This window comes from Streptomyces sp. NPDC111606, assembly GCF_055656945.1.
Window position 1 is genome coordinate 378055 of the sequence record NZ_JBVKBY010000005.1, and the last position, 16312, is coordinate 394366.

The following is a 16312-nucleotide window of genomic DNA, read 5'->3' on the forward strand; positions in this document are numbered from 1 at the left end:
ACTCGGCCACATGGGTGAGTGGGCCGGCTCTCCGGCCCACTCGTCGTATACGACGCCCCTTCAGCCGCGCGCCTACTTCGCCTGCTTCCGGACATCGGGGTAGCGGTAGTACGCGGCCGTGGACGGCTCCAGCGGCTTCCTGCCGAGGATGAGGTCGGCGGCCTTCTCGGCGATCATCATCACCGGGGCGTAGATGTTGCCGTTGGTGACGTACGGCATCACGGAGGCGTCCACCACGCGCAGGCCCTCCACGCCGTGCACCCGCAAGCTGGTGGGGTCGACGACGGCCATGTCGTCGGTGCCCATCTTGCACGTGCAGGAGGGATGCAGGGCGGTCTCGCCCTCCTCGGCCACCCAGGCGAGGATCTCCTCGTCGGTCGCAACGCCCGGCCCCGGCGAGATCTCCCCGCCGTTGTAGGGGTCGAGGGCCGGCTGTTCGAGGATCCTGCGGGCCACGCGGATCGCCTCGACCCATTCGCGGCGGTCCTGCTCGGTGGAGAGATAGTTGAAGCGCAGCGCCGGGTGCTCGTTCGGATCCTTGCTCTTGATCTTCACGGAGCCGATGGCATCGGAGTACATCGGGCCCACATGGACCTGGTAGCCGTGGCCGCCGGAGGGCGAGGAGCCGTCGTAGCGGACCGCGACGGGCAGGAAGTGGAACATCAGGTTGGGGTAGTCCACGTCCTCGTTGCTGCGGGCGAAGCCGCCGGCCTCGAAGTGGTTGGTGGCGGCCGGGCCCGTGCGGAAGAGCCACTGGAGCCCGATGAACGGAGCGCGCCACTTCGCCATGTACGGCTGCATGGAGACGGGCTGCTTGGAGGCGTACTGGACGTAGACCTCCAGGTGGTCCTGCATGTTCTCGCCGACGCCCGGGAGGTCGTGGACGACGTCGACGTCGAGGGCACGCAGTTCCTCGGCGTTGCCGACACCGGAGAGCTGGAGCAGCTGCGGCGAGTTGATCGCGCCGCCGCAGAGGATGACCTCCTTGGCGCGGACCTGCTTGAGCGGGCCCCGGCCGCGCCGGCACTCGACGCCGACGGCACGGTTGCCCTCGAACAGGACCCGGGTGACGAGCGTGCGGGTCATGACCGTGAGGTTCGGCCGGTCCATGGCGGGCTTGAGGTACGCCTTCGAGGCGGACAGGCGGCGGCCGCGATGGACGTTGCGGTCGAACTTGGCGAAGCCCTCCTGCCGGTATCCGTTGACGTCCTCGGTGGGGGCGTAGCCCGCCTCCTCGGTGGCCTTGAGGAAGGCGCCGAACAGGGGATTGGTGGCCGGGCCGCGTTCGAGCACGAGAGGGCCGTCGTGGCCGCGGAACTCGTCGTCCGGTTCGGCCGCGAGACAGTTCTCCATCCGCCGGAAGTACGGCAGACAGTGCGCGTAGTCCCAGGTCTCCATGCCCGGGTCGGCCGCCCAGCGCTCGTAGTCCATGGGGTTGCCGCGCTGGAAGATCATGCCGTTGATGCTGCTGGAGCCGCCCAGCACCTTGCCGCGGGCGTGATAGACGCGCCTGCCGCCCATGTGGGGCTCGGGCTCGGACTCGTACTTCCAGTCGTAGAACCGGTTGCCGATCGGGTAGGTCAGCGCCGCGGGCATCTGGATGAAGACGTCCCACGGATAGTCGGTGCGGCCCGCCTCCAGCACCAGCACCCGGTTGGCCGGGTCCGCGGAGAGCCGGTTCGCCAGTGCGCTGCCGGCCGAGCCGCCGCCGACGATGAGGAAGTCGAAGTGCACAGGAGCCATGGTGCCTCGTCTCGCTCGCGCCGTTGATACGCGAGGCATGCTAGCGGTGGGTTCGCGATACGCACCAGGTTGCGAACCGCGCAACTTTTCACGGGCTGATCACGGCTCTGTTTCTTGCCGTGGCGTTGTTTACTGCGCGTATAGTTTTACTGTGAGCAACTACAGCATGGACACGGAAACGTCGAACTCGCAGGCCGGCGGGGTCCAGTCGGTGGATCGTGCCATCAGCGTGCTGGAGATCCTCGCCCAGCGTGGTGAAGCAGGCGTCAGCGAGGTCGCGGCCGAGATCGATGTGCACAAGTCCACCGCCTTCCGCCTGCTCGGCGCCCTGGAGGCGCGCGGTCTGGTGGAGCAGGCGGGCGAGCGTGGAAAGTACCGGCTCGGTTTCGGCATCGTCCGGCTGGCCGGCGCCGTCACCGGCCGTATCGACATCACCCAGCAGGGCCGTCCGGTCTGTGAACGCCTCGCCGAGGAGCTCGGCGAGACCGTGAACATCGCCGTCATGCAGGAGCACTACGCGATCAACCTCTACCAGGTTCGCGGCCCGGGCGCGATCACAGCGCACAACTGGGTCGGCCAGCTGACCCCGCTGCACGCCACGTCCAGCGGCAAGATCCTGCTGGCCCACATGCCCGCCAAGGAGCGCGCCGCGCTGCTGTCCACCACGGGCATGAAGAAGGTCACCGCGAACACCATCACCGCGAAGACCAAGCTCGAGAAGAACCTCGCCGAGGCCCGCGAACGCGGCTACTCCTTCACGCTCGAAGAGCTGGAGATCGGCCTGCACGCCATCGCCGCGCCGGTCCGCAACCGGGACGGCGAGGTCGTCGCGGCCCTCAGCGCCTCCGGGCCCGCCTACCGCTTCACCGAGGAGCGCCTGCACGAGCTCTCCCCGGTCCTGCTCAAGGGCGCCGAGGAGATCAGCCACCGAATGGGCTACCTGGGCTGACCCGCCCGGCTACGACCGGGGGACGCCGAGACGCTCGTTCACCCAGTCGTGGAAGGCACCGATGTGGTGCTCGCTCGGTACCAGCACTCCCCCCTTGGCGTACAGCCGGGAGCTCATGCCGGGCTGCGTGCGTTCGCACGCGTCGAAGTCCTGGCGGTTGACCCGGTCGAAGAGTTCCACGGACCGGCTGACGTCCTTGCCGCTCTCGACGACGTGCGGGAGGTAGAGCCAGTCGCACTCGACGATCGTGCGGTCGACGGACACCGGATACATACGGTGGAAGATCACATGGTCGGGGACGAGGTTGATGAACACCTGCGGCCTGACGGTGATCGCGTAGTAGCGGCGGTCCTGGTCCTGCGCGACGCCGGGGATACGGTCCAGGCCCTCGGACCCGTCGACGGTGAAGCCCTGCACGTCCGCACCGAACTCGGCACCGTGCCCGACGTAGTACTGGGCGGCGTAACCGTCCGCGAACTCCGGGAGCACCTCGGTGAGTTCGGGGTGGATGGTGGCGCAGTGGTAGCACTCCATGAAGTTCTCGATGATGAGCTTCCAGTTCGCCTTCACGTCGTAGACGATCCGCTTGCCCACGGAGAGGTCCTCGACGCCGTAGCGCTCGATCGACTCGACGTCACCGAGGCGGGCGACGATCTCACCGATGACCTCCTCCTCGAAGGAGGGCGGGTTCTCCGCGAGGCACACCCACACGTAGCCGAGCCACTCGCGCACGGCCACGCTCACCAGGCCGTACTCGGTGCGGCCGACGTCGGGCATCTTGGTGAGGTTGGGTGCCGCGACGAGCTTGCCGTTCAGGTCGTACGTCCAGGCGTGGTACGGGCACTGGAAGGCCCGCTTGACCTCGCCGGACTCCTGGGTGCAGAGCTTGGCTCCGCGGTGCCGGCACACATTGAAGTACGCACGGATGCTGCTGTCCCTCGCCCGGGTGACGAGGATGCTCTCGCGGCCCACGTCGAAGGTGCGGAAGGCGCCGGGCCCGGCGAGGTCGGACGCGCGCGCGACGCAGAACCACATGGTTTCGAATATGTGCTCCTGCTCCTGGGCGAAGATCACCGGATCGGTGTAGGAGGAGCCGGGGAGAGTGGCGATCAGACTGTCCGGCAGGCTGGTCGAGGTCACGGTGCACTCCTCGGAGAACGTCGTGGCGGGGTGATGCCTCAGGGGCGGGGTCAGGACGTCGCCGCGGCGAGCTGCTTGCGCCAGCGGGTGAACAGACGCGGCTGGTTCATGCCGAGCACGGCGACCGGGTCGCCGGCCCGCCGGTAGACGGCCAGCACGTCACGGTCGTCCGCGGCGCCGGCCTCGACGGTCACGCTGTCGGCGCCGGCGGCGTGCCCGACGAACTGGATCTTCACGCCGTACTGGTCGGACCAGAAGTACGGTGGCCGGGGCACACCCGGTGCCACCGCACCCCCCGCCAGCAGCGTGGCGACCGCGGCGTCGGGCCGCTCCCGCGCGCCGGTCCAGTGCTCGACACGGCGGTGGAAGCCGGCACGGGGGTCGTACCAGTTGGCGCAGTCGCCGACCGCGACGACACCGGCCAGGCTGGTGCGGCCGTCCGCCCCGCACTTGACGCCGTTGTCGAGTTCGACGCCGGAGCCGTCCAGCCACTGCACGCACGGTCGGGCGCCGACTCCGACCACGACGATGTCGGCGGGGAGGCTGCGGCCGTCCTCCAGCAGGACGGCGTCGACGCGGGTCTCCCCGCTCAGCCCCTTGACGCCCACACCGCACAACAGCCGTACGCCGTGGTCGGCGTGGAGCGCGGAGACGACGGCACCCATGGCCTCGCCGAGCGGTCCGGCGAGCGGCGTCGACGCCACCTCCACCACGGTCACCTCGAGTCCGAGGGCGTACGCGGTGGAGGCGACCTCCGCCCCGATGAAGCCGCCGCCGATCACCACCAGCCGTCCGCCGCGGGCCAGTTCGTCGCGCAGGGCGCGGGCGTCGTCCAGGGTGCGCAGGGTGTGCACTCCGGACAGGCCCTCGGAGCCGGGCAGGGTGCGCGCCGCGGCGCCGGTCGCGAGGACCACCCCGTCGGCGCGCACCTGATGTCCGTCGGCGAGCCGGACGGTGCGCCCCGTGCGGTCGAGTCCGACGGCACGGGTGCCGAGCAGCCACTCGGCCCGCAGGTCCTCGTCGTCCGTCTCCAGCGCGAGTTCCGTCTCGCCGAGGGTGCCGGCCAGGAACTCCTTGGACAGCGGGGGCCTGTCGTAGGGGCGGTGCAGCTCGTCCCCGATGACGACCAGCCGTCCGTCGAAGCCCTGCTTGCGCAGGGAGCGCGCCGCCGACAGTCCGGCCAGCGAGGCGCCGACCACGGCCACCGTCCTCACGCGACTCCCCCGGCGAGCCGGGCTGCGACGCAGGGCGGCAGGTTGGGGGCGTCCATGGACAGCCGGACGTGGACCACGCCGTCCTCGACGACGACCTCGTGGGTCCGGACCGGGAGCTTCGCCGGCGGGGCGTCGACCGCGCCGGTACGCAGGTCGAACTTCGAGGCATGCAGCGGGCATTCCACCTCGCAGCCCTCCAGCCAGCCGTCGGCGAGCGAGGCGTCCTGGTGGGTGCAGGTGTCGTCGATGGCGAAGAGCTCGCCATCGTCGGTGTGGAACACCGAGACCGGCGGATCGATATCGAGCCGGAGGGCCTCGCCTCGCGGGAGATCCGCGAGACGGCACGCGGGAATCATCATGACACCTCGGTGCGTATAGCGAAACGGATTGCGATGAGCGCAACGCCAGTCTGAAGGCCGCCCAGAAGCGTTGTCAAGGCATCCATGGGCCTCGTTCGGACCGGCCTTTCACGCGATTTCCGGGCAGCTCGAAACGCCCGAACCACCTGCGGAAACAGGTGGAACGGGCGCCGTACGAGGACCTTCCGGGGGGCGGTCAGAAGCCGCGGTCGATCCACTCCTGGAGGTGCGGGGCTTCCGCGGCGACGGTCGTGGTCTCCCCGTGCCCGGTGTGCACGACGGTGTCGCCGGGCAGGGTCAGCAGCCGCTCCCGGATCGACTCGACGATGGTCGGGAAGTGGCTGTACGACCTCCCCGTCGCCCCCGGCCCGCCGGCGAACAGGGTGTCGCCGCTGAAGAGCGCCGTCAGGGCCGGCGCATACAGACAGACCGCGCCTGGGGCGTGGCCCGGCGTGTGCAGCACGGTGAGTTCGATGCCGGCCACTGTGAGCACCTGGCCGTCGGCCAGGTCGCCGTCCGGCATCCGGTCGGGGTGGGTCTGCTTCCACAGCGGCAGGTCGTCGCCGTGGAGCAGGACCGGGGCGCGGGTGCGCTCCGCGAGTTCGGGAGCGGCGCCGATGTGGTCGTTGTGGGCGTGCGTGCACACGATGGCCCGCAAGGTGCGCCCCGCGAGTGCTTCGGCGATCGCCCCGGCGTCGTGGGCGGCGTCGATGACGATCGCCTCGGTGTCGTCGCCGACGATCCACACGTTGTTGTCGACGTCCCAGGTGCCGCCGTCCAGGGAGAACGTCCCCGAGGTGACGAGGCGTTCGATGCCGGCGCCGGCCGTCACAGGACCACCACCGAGCGCAGCACGTCGCCGTGGTGCATGCGCTCGAAGGCCTTCTCGACGTCGTCCAGCGCGATGGTCTCCGTGACGAAGGCGTCGAGGGGCAGCCGCCCCTGCAGATGGAGGTCGATCAGCATCGGGAAGTCCCGGCTCGGCAGGCAGTCGCCGTACCAGGACGACTTCAGCGCGCCACCGCGTCCGAAGACGTCCAGCAGCGGCAGCTCCAGCTTCATCTCCGGAGTCGGGACACCGACCAGGACGACCGTGCCGGCGAGGTCGCGGGCGTAGAAGGCCTGCTGGTACGTCTCCGGGCGGCCGACCGCCTCGATGACGACGTCGGCGCCGAATCCGCCGGTCAGCTCGCGGATCGCCTCGACCGCGTCAGCGTCCTTGGAGTTGACGGTGTGCGTCGCGCCCAGCTTCCTGGCGGTCTCCAGCTTGCGGTCGTCGATGTCCACCGCGATGATCTTCGCCGCGCCCGCGAGGCCGGACCCCGCGATCGCCGCGGCCCCGACGCCACCGCAGCCGATGACGGCGACCGAGTCACCCCGGCCGACATTGCCGGTGTTGATGGCAGCGCCGATGCCCGCCATCACCCCGCAGCCCAGTAGCCCGGCCACGGCCGCCGACGCGGCCGGGTCGACCTTCGTGCACTGTCCGGCCGCCACCAGCGTCTTCTCCGCGAACGCACCGATGCCCAGCGCCGGGGACAACTCGGTGCCGTCCGGCAAGGTCATCTTCTGCTTCGCGTTGTGCGTGGCGAAGCAGTACCAAGGCCGACCGCGCAGACAGGCCCGGCACTGCCCGCACACGGCACGCCAGTTGAGGATGACGAAGTCGCCGGGGGCGACATCGGTGACGCCCTCCCCCACCGACTCCACGACACCGGCGGCCTCATGGCCGAGCAGGAAGGGGAAGTCGTCGTTGATGCCGCCCTCGCGATAGTGCAGGTCGGTGTGGCACACCCCGCAGGCCTCGATCTTCACCAGTGCCTCGCCCGGGCCCGGATCCGGCACGAGGATCGTCTCCAGACTGACGGGGGCGCCCTTGCCCCGCGCGACGACAGCACGGACCTGGTGCGTCATGGCCACTCCTCGGCTGGTCGATACCGGAATCAGATGTTGCTCATTACGGCACGCATCTCATACATCGCAACACAGCATCAGGGAGAGCCGAACGGCGGTCAAGGGCCCGGCAGAGCGCGGCACGACCCCTTCCGTGGACGCAAAGGGCGTGGCATGCTCACGCCAACACGGATCTGAACACCATTCACACTCATGAACCTCAACAGTCAGGGAGTGGCTCATGACTGCAAGATCCCGCTCGGGTCTCCTGCTGGCGGTCCTGGCCGCGTTGACCACCGGCGCCGCCCCCGCCCCCTCCGCCGCCCCGGCCCCGGCAGTGGCGCAGGCACAGGCACAGCAGGCGCCACGCATCCCGCACACCGCCGTCCTGGACGGCCCGCGCCTGCACCGGACGAAGATCCGCCTCGATCGCGGCGACCCCCAACTCCGGCAGGCGCTGGGGGCGTTGCGGACACGCGCGGACAGATGGCTGGACCGAGGCCCCTGGACGGTCGTCGACAAGCCCCGGCCCGCACCCGGTGGTGACGTCCACGACTACCTCAGTCAGGCTCCGTACTGGTGGCCCACCAAGGCCCCGACCCCGGACAACCCGTGGGGCTGCCCGTATGTGCAACGCGACGGCGAGCGCAACCCGGAGGTCGACTCCGGCACCGACCGCCAGGACGTCGAGAAGACCTTCGACTCCACCTACGACCTCTCGCTCGCCTGGTACTACACCGGCGACAAGCGGTACGCCGAGAAGGCCGGGCAGGTGCTGCGGACCTGGTTCCTCGATCCGGCCACGAGGATGAACCCGAACCTCGACCACGCCCAGTTCATTCCGTGCAAGTACGACGGCCGCGCCATCGGCATCATCGACTTCTCGCAGTCGTACACCAGCGTCCTCGACGCAATCGCCCTGCTGCAGACCGGCGCCCCGGGCTGGACCGCGAAGGACCGCTCCGGCATGGCGCGGTGGAACACCGCCTTCCGCGACTGGCTCATCAACAGCGACTTCGGCAAGCAGGAGGCCGCCGCCACCAACAACCACGGCACCTTCTACGACATGCAGCTCGCCGGCCTCGCCTACGCGACCGGCGACGAGGAGCTGGCCCGCCGGACGGTCCTGGACGCCCGGAGCAAGCGCATCGCGCCGCAGATCGCGTCCGACGGGAGCCAGCCACAGGAGCTGACCCGGACCAGGAGTTGGCACTACTCGACGTTCGACCTGGTCGCCTACACCCGGCTCGCAGCCATCGGCCGGCACGTCGGTGTGAACCTGTGGGCCTACCGCGGGCCGGACGGGCAGAGCCTGTTCAAGGCGGTGGACTATCTGCTGCCCGCCGCGACCGGAGCCGCCGCCTGGCCGCACCCCGAGATGGAGTTCCGCCGGTACGCGGCGACCGACGTCGTGCACGCGGCCGCCGACGCCGGGGACAGGCGGGCGCAGCGAGCCGTACCGCTGCTGGAGGCGCCGCCGGGCGGCGACCTGTGGGCCCTGCGCCCGGCGGCGGAACAGCTGGACTCCATCGCGGGGTGACCGCCGGCCCGCCGGTTCAGACCCTGGAGAGATCGATCGCGCGGTCGACGTCCTGCGGCTGAAGCACCCGCAGGATGCCTTCCAGCAGGTAGTAGTCGGCGTAGGGAAGGGAGATCTCGATCCCGTCCTCGGCCGGCCGGTTGCGCGTGCAGCGGGCCACCACCGCCTCCGCGCGGGCCGAGTTCCTCGTCAGGCACGTCTCCGACAGCGCGGTGAGCAGTCGCAACGCCACCTCGCGGTAGGCGTGCCTGCCGGTGGCAGCGGAGAGGTCGAGCAGTCCGCACGCCATGATCGCCCCGGCCGACGCGTCCTTGATGTCGTACGGCTGTTGCGGCGCGCGGTAGTCCCAGACCGGGACGTGGTCCGGGGTCAGCGCCCCGATCGCGAAGTCCGCGAGCCTGCGGGCGGTGGCCAGGAACTCGGGGTTCCCGGTGCGGCGGTACATCGTGGTGAACCCGTACAGGCCCCACGCCTGGCCGCGCGACCAGCAGGACGTGGGGCTGTATCCCTGCACGGTGTTCGGGCCGATCGCGGCGCCGGTGTTCGGGTCGAAGTCGTAGACGTGGGGCGTCGATCCGTCCGGGCGCAGGAAGACCCGCTGAGCCGTCTTCGCGTGCTCCACGGCGATGTCCAGGTACTTGCCGTCGCCGGTCCGGCTGCTCGCGAACGCCAGCAGGTCGAGGTTCATCATCGTGTCGATGATGACGCGGCCGGCGTTCCTCTCGTCGTTCAGCGCGCCCCACGCTCTGATGAAGCGCCCGCGCGGGTTGTACCGCTGGATCAGGGAGTCGGCCGCCCGTAGGGCACCGGCCCGCCACGCCTCGTCGCCCGTCAGCCGCCAGGCGGTGACCCAGGACGGGTAGAAGAGGAAGCCGAGGTCGTGTGTGCCGGTGTCGTACTGGCGCGGGGCCAGCTTCCGCGCCGACGCCAGCGCCTGCGTGCGGAAGGTGTCGTCCTTGCTGTAGAGCCACGCCATCCACAGCGTGCCCGGCCAGAACCCGCCGACCCAGTCACCGTTCTGCGAGTAGGTCCACTTCTCGAACTTCGTGCCGACGGGGAAGGCGGTCACGGTGGGCGCCACGGTGTGCAGCTTCTCGACGGCGTAGTCGGCCGCCGCGCGGAGCTTGCGCAGGGTCGGTGCCGGTGTCCGACCGGCGTTCACGTCCGCGGCCGTGGCGGGTGTCGAGACAGCGCCTGCCGCCGCGGCGCCGACCGCCGTGGCCAGCATCGTCCGCCGGGAAACACTCATGCCGGTTCCTCCAACTGGTCAATGGGAGAACGGAGTTGACCGAGCGTTGCACGGCGGACACACTGCTGTACACCCACGTGAGTCATGTTCATCAGTGTGAACCACTTGTCGGATCGACGGCGCTCACCGGTGACAGCTGCTGATTCCCGGGCGCCATGGGCAGGCGATTCCGGCGAAGCCGCCATTGGCCACGACGGCCACGCCCAGCGTGTCGCCGCCGCGCAGCACCTGCCGGTTCCGGACGAGCCCGTCGGCGCCGTCCTCGACCGTCTCGACCAGCCACCGTCCGGGGCCGATGGTCAGCGGCACCTCGGCCGTGTGGGCGGTGCCTGCGTAGACGCCGCCGAGGAACCAGCGGTCGCCGCTGCGGCGGGCCAGCACGGCCTCCTGACCGGGTCGGCCCGTGAGCAGCCGGGTGTCGTCCCAGGCCGCCGGGAGCTGGTCGAAGTAGGCCCGGGCCAGGGGCCGTTCGTCGTACGAAGCGGGAGTGCCCGCGAACATCTGCTGGCCCGACTCGTAGGCGACGGTGAGCCCGACCTCGGCCGCGTCGGAGTTGGGACGCAGGCCGACCCGCTGGAAGGCGCCAGGTGTGAAGTCCATGGAGCCGATGACGTTGCGGGTGAAGGGCAGGGTGGTGAGGTGGGCCGCGGTGTTGGTGCGCTTCTCCTCGCCGGCGACGCCCTCCAGGGTCATGACCTGCGGCCAGGTCCGCTGGATGCCCTTGGGGATCGTCGAGCCGTGGAAGTCGACCATGAGGTGGTGGGCGGCGGTCTCCGCGAGGATGGCGTCGTACCACCGGAGCATCGGCTGCGCCTCGGAGTTCATGAAGTCGATCTTGACTCCCTTGACCCCCCAGCGCTCCAGGGTGGGCAGCCACCGGGCGCGCTCCTCGGGTGTGTCGAGGTCGCGCTGGTGGATCCAGACGATGATGCCGACGCCCTTGGCGCGGGCGTGGTCGACGAGTTCGGGCATCCAGCTGTTGGTCTGCCAGTTCGGGTCGGTGGTGTCCCACTCGTCGGTCTTGAAGTACCAGCCCGCGTCGACGGCCTCGTAGGGCCAATTCCGTTCGGCCGCGTAGTCGACGTAGGCCTTCTGTGCGGAAAGGCTCTGACCTGCCTCCTTGCCGCCCGCGAGCCAGGTCCACAGGACCGTGCCCGGCCGGATCCACGAGGTGTCGGCGACCTTGGAGGCGGGAGCGAGGTCGTCGGTGAAGGTGGACCGGGTGACGGTGGCGAGATCACCGGTGACCATGGCCCGCCAGGGCGTGGCGAGCGGGCCGTCGGTGTGGATCCGGTCGTCGGCCAGCTTGATGCGGTAGGTGCCGGTGCCCTTGTCGTGCGCGAGTCGGGCGCCGGAGTAGGTGCCGGTGAGGTCGGACTCGGCAAGCAGCGTGTAGCCGCCGTCGGTCGCGAAGAGCGCCTGGTCCGAGTACGCGCCGGTGGGGGCGGTCGCGGCGGTGTACTGGACGAACTGCCCCTCGTTGTCGACCCGGTAGGTGCCCAGCCACGCGCCCGCGTCCGGCGGCAGGTTGAAGGCGGAGGTCTCGCCGAGCACGTCGCCGTACCCGGCGGGCAGGACATACCGGTAGGCGATGCCGTCGGCGGAGGCGCGGACGACGAGGTCGAGCCGGGCTCCGGCGGCGGTGGCGAAGGACAGCCGGGTCTCGTTCATGCGGACCCTGCGGTCGAGCCGCTTCCCGGACTTGGTCCGGTACCGCTCGTCGACCAGCCGGTCCTTGCGGTGCAGGAAGCGCAAGTCCTTGGAGAGATCGGCCTGTTCGGTGACGATTCCGACCGGCGACGGCTCGATGACCGTCCGGCCGGCCCGGGACACCGCCAGGCTCAAGGTGCCGTCGTCCAGCGTCACTTGAGCGCGGGGCGGCGCCGCCTTGCGCTCGGGGCCGGACACGGACCATACGTGCGCGTTCTGCTCTGCCCGCGCGGGCACGGTCGTGAGGAGTGCGGCCACCAGCCCGGCGCAGAGCGCGGCGGCCGCGGTTCTGATCGGAACAGCCATGAGGGCCCTCCGTGTTGTGGTCCGATGGTCGGTTGCTACGGCAGTCCCCAGGCCGGACCCGGTTCGCTCACGGCGACGGGTGCGATGACCAGGTCGGGACGGGAGCCGACGTGCACGAGGACCTCACGGCCCTTGGGCAGGTCGATGGCGAGGGTGCCGTCGTCCAGGTCGTCGGTGCGGGCCGGGGTGCCGTCGTCGAGCAGCACGGTGAGCCTGCCGGTGAGGCCGTGGCGGAGCTTGAGCGGTTCGCCCGCCAGGCTCCTGATCCGGATGAACCGCGTGGTCCCGGCCTCGCGGACGGCGCTGACCAGGAAGGCTCCCTGGGTGCGGAAGTCGTGCAGGGTGACGTCCGCCCAGGCGCCGGGGACGGCCGGGAAGACGCGGATCACGCCGCCCCAGCTCTGGCAGAACATGTCGTGCAGGGACTGCGAGGCGGACAGCGGCGTCTCGATGACCGGCCCGGCCTCGGTGTAGTGGGTGTTGGCCTGGCAGGGGTAGCGGGTGGAGGTGTCGAAGAACTTCCGCAGATGGCTGATCGCGGTGTCGCCGTCGCCCGTCATCGCGTGGATCGACGCGGCTCCGGTGTAGCTGTAGCCGCGGTGGGCGCCGGTGACGGCGTGCCAGTGCTCCACCGACCTGGTGATCAGCTCGCGGCTCCCGGGCTGGTCCCAGTTGACGAGGTACAGCGGGTACACCATCAGCAGGTGCGAGTAGTGGCGGTGGGACTGCGCGTACGGGGTGTCGGCACCGATCATGAAGCCGTTGGCATCGACGGGGTACGGCGTGAGCCTGGCCAGTACCTCGCGCCAGCGCGGGGTCAACTCGTCGTCGATGCCGAGGAGTTCCGCGGAGTCGATGAGTGTTCGGCAGCCCCAGCGGATGAGGGCCAGGTCGTAGTTGGTGTCCCGGGGCGGTACGACGGGGTACTCGGGCGAGAGTGTGCTCGGCAGGTGGAGCTTGCCGTCGCTGCCCGGGGTGAGGAAGTGCAGGTAGTAGTTGATGGCCCGGCGCAGCACGGGGTAGATCGTGTCGCGCAGCAGGTTCCTGTCCATCGAGTGCCGGTAGGACAGCCAGACGTTGTGCAGCGCCCACGTGAGGTTGCCGGCCTCGCCGCCGGTGCCGATCACGGGCACGTTCCGGGAGGCGAACATGTCGGAGCTGCGGCCGACGCCGGAGCTGTCCGCGCGGTAGGCGGTGGGCACGTTGGCGATGAGCTGTTCCTGGTGCTGGCGCACGGTGGTGGCGAGCGCGTCGAGTTCCGGGTGGTTGAAGCCGTGGATGAGCCAGTACTCCAGCTGGATGTTGAGGTTCCACCAGACCGCGGGCCAGGGGGTGGGTTCCAGCCAGGGGCCGCAGGTGGCCATGACCGGGCCGTCCGCGCGGCTGGCGGAGGCGACCTTGTAGAGCTGGATCCAGTGGAAGCTCTGCAACCGCTGGTCGGGAAGCGAGACGAAGCTCTTCCGGTAGAAGGCGTGCCACCAGCGGGTGTGCCGGCGCCTGAGGGTGCCGTACGACGTCGCGCGGCGCAGGTTGCGCAGTGAGTCGGCCTCGGCGGCCGTGCCGGAGGGGAAGCTGTGTCCGACGCTGAGCAGCAGGTCGTCGCCGGTCCGACGGTGCGCGGTGGCGGTTTGACCGCCGCCGGTGAGGGGCTGGAGGACCTGCTCGGTGCCGTCGGCGGTGGTGTGCGTGGTCCAGGGCGGGTTGCCGGTGTAGCCGGTGGGCGGCGCCTCGCTGATCTTGCGGGGGCTGATGGCCTCCTCGGGGTGGAACGTCCAGGCGACCCGTTCGTCGCCGTCGGCCGTCGCGCGTACGGCCAGGACCTCGTCGTGGATGAGGGCGGCGAGGATGAGCGTGCCGGCCGTGGTGGTGACGGTGCCGGTGAGTTCGGCGTTCCACAGGCTCAGTCGCCAGTCGACGGCCGTGATGGTGCCGACCGGGTCGAGCGTCAGGTGCCCCACCGGCAGTCGGCAGGTGCCCCAGCCGCTGCCGAACTCGGGGCGGTGGTCCTGGACTCGGCCGTGCTGGACGGTGAAGCGGATCCGGTTGGCGCCGGGCTCCTGGTAGACCATGCTGCCGAGCAGTCCGTCGCCGAGGAACGGGCCCTCGTACCAGCGGGTGGGCAGTTTGGTCCACAGCAGGTCCTGTCCGCGCAGGAACTTCGACCAGGCGCCGTCGGTGGTCATGGTGTTGCGGAGTCTCCAGGGGCGCCGGTCCGCCCGTAAGGGCACTTCCGCGTGGGCCGTCCCGGGAAGGGCCGCCGCTGCCGCGCCGCCGAGCGCGGTGCCGAGTACGGCTCGGCGGGCCACCTGCGAGCGTCTCTCCGGCTGTGAGGTCATCTTCGTCCTCCAGACCTGACGATCGTCGATACATCGGGTGTATCGGGGAACCTAGCAGGCTTCGTGCACCTGTCAATCGCCTCAACTGCAACAGAAACTGGACCAGTAGAGGCCACCAAATAGCTCTGACCTCTACGCCTACGTCAGCGAACCCCGTCCAAGTTCCTGACTCATCGGATGTATAAGCTCGAGACTCTGTGGGACCACGGCAGCGGCCCGTCCCGCGGATCCCCGCCGGGTCGGCAGCGCTGGATGCCTGGGGGGGGGAGGAGTGATGCGGGCCCGGCCGGGATGTCAGTGGTGGGTGACAGGATCGCCGTATGAGTGAGGATCTTGACGACGTACTGGCCGACCCCGCACGGCTGTTGGCCGCCGACCGAGCGGTGGTGCGCGACCGCATCGCCGCCGCGGGCGATGCGCGGGGCGTGGGGCTTGAGGTCTTCCTCCAGGCCGAGGCGATCTTCGGCGGCGCGGACGTGACGCCTGCCGAGTTCGCAGCCTGGCTGCACTTCGCGGCCAAGGCGACCGGCCACGAGGAGTATGCCGAGCAGATCGCGAAGGCCGAGCCGGGGATGCCGTGGCGAACGGTGTGGGCGTGGTGGCGGCCGGCCAACTGGTTCATGGCCCACCCCAGCCTGAACGGTGACTACTACCAGGTCCACCGGCGCCTGCACGAGGGCCGGGTGCTCGTCGAGGTGGCCGACCACCGCGGCCTGCTCCGGCTCGACGCGGAGACGGGACGGAGAGTGCGGGTGCGGGATGGAGAAGCTCTGCCGAAAGCACCCTTGTCGCGGGAGGCGCTCGACGCACCCGCGCTGTACGACTGGAACTTGAACGCACCGGCGAGCTGGGAGAGGGCGGCTGCGCTCACCGCCGAGGACGGCAGGACCCGCTATCTCATCGAGGGAAACCACGGCATAGCCGTGCTGGAAACGGACGCGGAGGTACTGCGGGACTGGCCGCACGGTGACGGGATCGACTACACCTCGTCCGAGGAGGCGCTGCCCGAGCCGGAACCGGAGTCACGCCGTCCGACGGGCCCGCTCACCCCGGACCGGGTCGACGACGCCTTCGGGGAGCGCCATGTGCTGCGCATCCCGGAGAGCGACCTCCCCGAGGGGCTCGAACATCCGGGAAGCAGGCGGCACTTGCGGGACATCGGCCTGCCCGCGTTGTGGGTGTGCCACGGCGCCCAGTACGAGGCCCGTCCGGCCGACGCCATGCTGCCCGCGTCCGACGGCGCCCTGTCCGCGGAGGGCCTGCCTGACGGTGTCGCCGCGGCGGACCTGATCGTCTTCGGCGCATGCGAGTACGGCGAGCTCTATCTGCACCGCCACGACGGGACCGTGCACATCTGGAGCGGGCTGCAGGGTCCGACGAAGCGGACACTCGTGCCGCTGGCCCCGGACCTCGACGCCTTCACCCGCATCCTCGAAGCCATCTACCGCTACAGCAACGCCTGCTGGCACCCCTACCCCGTGGAAGGGAGCCAGGATTGGGTGGCGCACCTCTTCCTGGAAGAGATGGACGAGCTGGCCCCGGGCCTGTTCGACCGCGACACGCCCAGCGGCACCACATGGAGCTGGCTCTATGCGGGCATCACCGAGCTGGGCGTGGACGGCTTCTAGAGTGCACCGGCTCCAGGCGATCACGGCGTCCTGAAGTCCTCCAGCCGTTCTCCCTCGGCCTGGGACGGCTCGGTCCTGGGGACGTCCGGGTGTTGCTGCACGGCTGCGCGCTCCGCCGGTTCGTCGCGTTCGCCCTCGGCCTGGGAAGGGGTGTGCGAGTACAGCCAGCGGTCGTATTCCGAGGCTCCGGTCTTCATGGCTGACCTCCGTTGGTCGCTCATCTCCATGCTCCGCCCGGGCCGTCG

General features: G+C 70.1%; 13 protein-coding genes. 3 read left to right on the top strand and 10 right to left on the bottom strand.

What is annotated here, in order from left to right:
• Positions 1-72 precede the first annotated feature (72 nt).
• Positions 73-1743 carry a choline dehydrogenase gene (gene betA / locus ACZ7M7_RS20375; protein WP_472118777.1) on the bottom strand — a complete coding sequence of 557 codons (1671 nt, stop codon included), beginning with the start codon at positions 1741-1743 and terminating at the stop codon, positions 73-75.
• A gap of 166 nt (positions 1744-1909) precedes the next feature.
• Between betA and ACZ7M7_RS20380 the strand changes: the two genes are divergently transcribed.
• Complete coding sequence (locus tag ACZ7M7_RS20380) at positions 1910-2692, top strand: IclR family transcriptional regulator (protein ID WP_383599749.1); 783 nt, start codon at positions 1910-1912, stop codon at positions 2690-2692.
• A 9-nt stretch (positions 2693-2701) separates the two neighbouring features.
• Here ACZ7M7_RS20380 and ACZ7M7_RS20385 read toward each other — a convergent pair whose 3' ends face one another.
• The 5 genes from ACZ7M7_RS20385 to ACZ7M7_RS20405 form a co-directional block, all read right to left on the bottom strand.
• A complete protein-coding gene (locus ACZ7M7_RS20385) occupies positions 2702-3832 on the bottom strand; it encodes an aromatic ring-hydroxylating oxygenase subunit alpha (RefSeq protein WP_383599164.1) in 1131 nt (376 codons plus the stop codon).
• Positions 3833-3882: 50 nt separating this feature from the next.
• A complete protein-coding gene (locus ACZ7M7_RS20390) occupies positions 3883-5046 on the bottom strand; it encodes an NAD(P)/FAD-dependent oxidoreductase (RefSeq protein ID WP_472118780.1) in 1164 nt (387 codons plus the stop codon).
• The gene (locus tag ACZ7M7_RS20395; protein ID WP_383599170.1) at positions 5043-5405 is read right to left on the bottom strand and encodes a bifunctional 3-phenylpropionate/cinnamic acid dioxygenase ferredoxin subunit; all 363 of its coding nucleotides are present in this window, start codon (positions 5403-5405) and stop codon (positions 5043-5045) included. Before ACZ7M7_RS20395 ends, ACZ7M7_RS20390 begins: the two co-directional genes overlap by 4 nt.
• 196 nt (positions 5406-5601) lie before the next feature.
• Positions 5602-6237 carry an MBL fold metallo-hydrolase gene (locus ACZ7M7_RS20400; protein WP_472118783.1) on the bottom strand — a complete coding sequence of 212 codons (636 nt, stop codon included), beginning with the start codon at positions 6235-6237 and terminating at the stop codon, positions 5602-5604.
• Complete coding sequence (locus ACZ7M7_RS20405) at positions 6234-7319, bottom strand: S-(hydroxymethyl)mycothiol dehydrogenase (RefSeq protein WP_383629383.1); 1086 nt, start codon at positions 7317-7319, stop codon at positions 6234-6236. Before ACZ7M7_RS20405 ends, ACZ7M7_RS20400 begins: the two co-directional genes overlap by 4 nt.
• Positions 7320-7539: 220 nt before the next feature.
• Here ACZ7M7_RS20405 and ACZ7M7_RS20410 point away from each other — a divergent pair, with 220 nt between their 5' ends.
• Positions 7540-8838, top strand: a complete 1299-nt coding sequence (locus ACZ7M7_RS20410; RefSeq protein WP_472118786.1) for an alginate lyase family protein — start codon at positions 7540-7542, stop codon at positions 8836-8838.
• Positions 8839-8854: 16 nt separating this feature from the next.
• Here the strand turns inward: ACZ7M7_RS20410 and ACZ7M7_RS20415 are convergent, their stop codons facing one another.
• The 3 genes from ACZ7M7_RS20415 to ACZ7M7_RS20425 form a co-directional block, all read right to left on the bottom strand.
• Positions 8855-10087: a glycoside hydrolase family 88 protein gene (locus tag ACZ7M7_RS20415; protein ID WP_472118789.1), complete on the bottom strand. Its 1233-nt coding sequence runs from the start codon at positions 10085-10087 to the stop codon at positions 8855-8857.
• Between the two features lie 123 nt (positions 10088-10210).
• On the bottom strand, positions 10211-12103 hold the full coding sequence (locus ACZ7M7_RS20420) for a glycoside hydrolase family 97 protein (protein WP_472118792.1): 1893 nt from the start codon (positions 12101-12103) through the stop codon (positions 10211-10213).
• Positions 12104-12138: 35 nt separating this feature from the next.
• A complete protein-coding gene (locus ACZ7M7_RS20425; RefSeq protein WP_472118794.1) occupies positions 12139-14439 on the bottom strand; it encodes a glycosyl hydrolase family 95 catalytic domain-containing protein in 2301 nt (766 codons plus the stop codon).
• Positions 14440-14759: 320 nt separating this feature from the next.
• On the opposite strand from ACZ7M7_RS20425, the gene ACZ7M7_RS20430 reads away from it, so the two are divergent.
• Positions 14760-16067, top strand: a complete 1308-nt coding sequence (locus ACZ7M7_RS20430; RefSeq protein WP_472118797.1) for an SUKH-4 family immunity protein — start codon at positions 14760-14762, stop codon at positions 16065-16067.
• Between the two features lie 20 nt (positions 16068-16087).
• Here the strand turns inward: ACZ7M7_RS20430 and ACZ7M7_RS20435 are convergent, their stop codons facing one another.
• On the bottom strand, positions 16088-16264 hold the full coding sequence (locus ACZ7M7_RS20435) for a hypothetical protein (protein WP_383599194.1): 177 nt from the start codon (positions 16262-16264) through the stop codon (positions 16088-16090).
• Positions 16265-16312: the final 48 nt, after the last annotated feature.

Coding starts and splice junctions, on each gene's coding strand:
- ACZ7M7_RS20430 (WP_472118797.1), top strand. CDS start 14,760: ATGAGTGAGGATCTTGACGACGTACTGGCCGACCCCGCACGGCTGTTG.
- ACZ7M7_RS20435 (WP_383599194.1), bottom strand. CDS start 16,264: ATGAAGACCGGAGCCTCGGAATACGACCGCTGGCTGTACTCGCACACC.
- ACZ7M7_RS20415 (WP_472118789.1), bottom strand. CDS start 10,087: ATGAGTGTTTCCCGGCGGACGATGCTGGCCACGGCGGTCGGCGCCGCG.
- ACZ7M7_RS20405 (WP_383629383.1), bottom strand. CDS start 7,319: ATGACGCACCAGGTCCGTGCTGTCGTCGCGCGGGGCAAGGGCGCCCCC.
- ACZ7M7_RS20410 (WP_472118786.1), top strand. CDS start 7,540: ATGACTGCAAGATCCCGCTCGGGTCTCCTGCTGGCGGTCCTGGCCGCG.
- betA (WP_472118777.1), bottom strand. CDS start 1,743: ATGGCTCCTGTGCACTTCGACTTCCTCATCGTCGGCGGCGGCTCGGCC.
- ACZ7M7_RS20380 (WP_383599749.1), top strand. CDS start 1,910: ATGGACACGGAAACGTCGAACTCGCAGGCCGGCGGGGTCCAGTCGGTG.
- ACZ7M7_RS20425 (WP_472118794.1), bottom strand. CDS start 14,439: ATGACCTCACAGCCGGAGAGACGCTCGCAGGTGGCCCGCCGAGCCGTA.
- ACZ7M7_RS20420 (WP_472118792.1), bottom strand. CDS start 12,103: ATGGCTGTTCCGATCAGAACCGCGGCCGCCGCGCTCTGCGCCGGGCTG.
- ACZ7M7_RS20395 (WP_383599170.1), bottom strand. CDS start 5,405: ATGATGATTCCCGCGTGCCGTCTCGCGGATCTCCCGCGAGGCGAGGCC.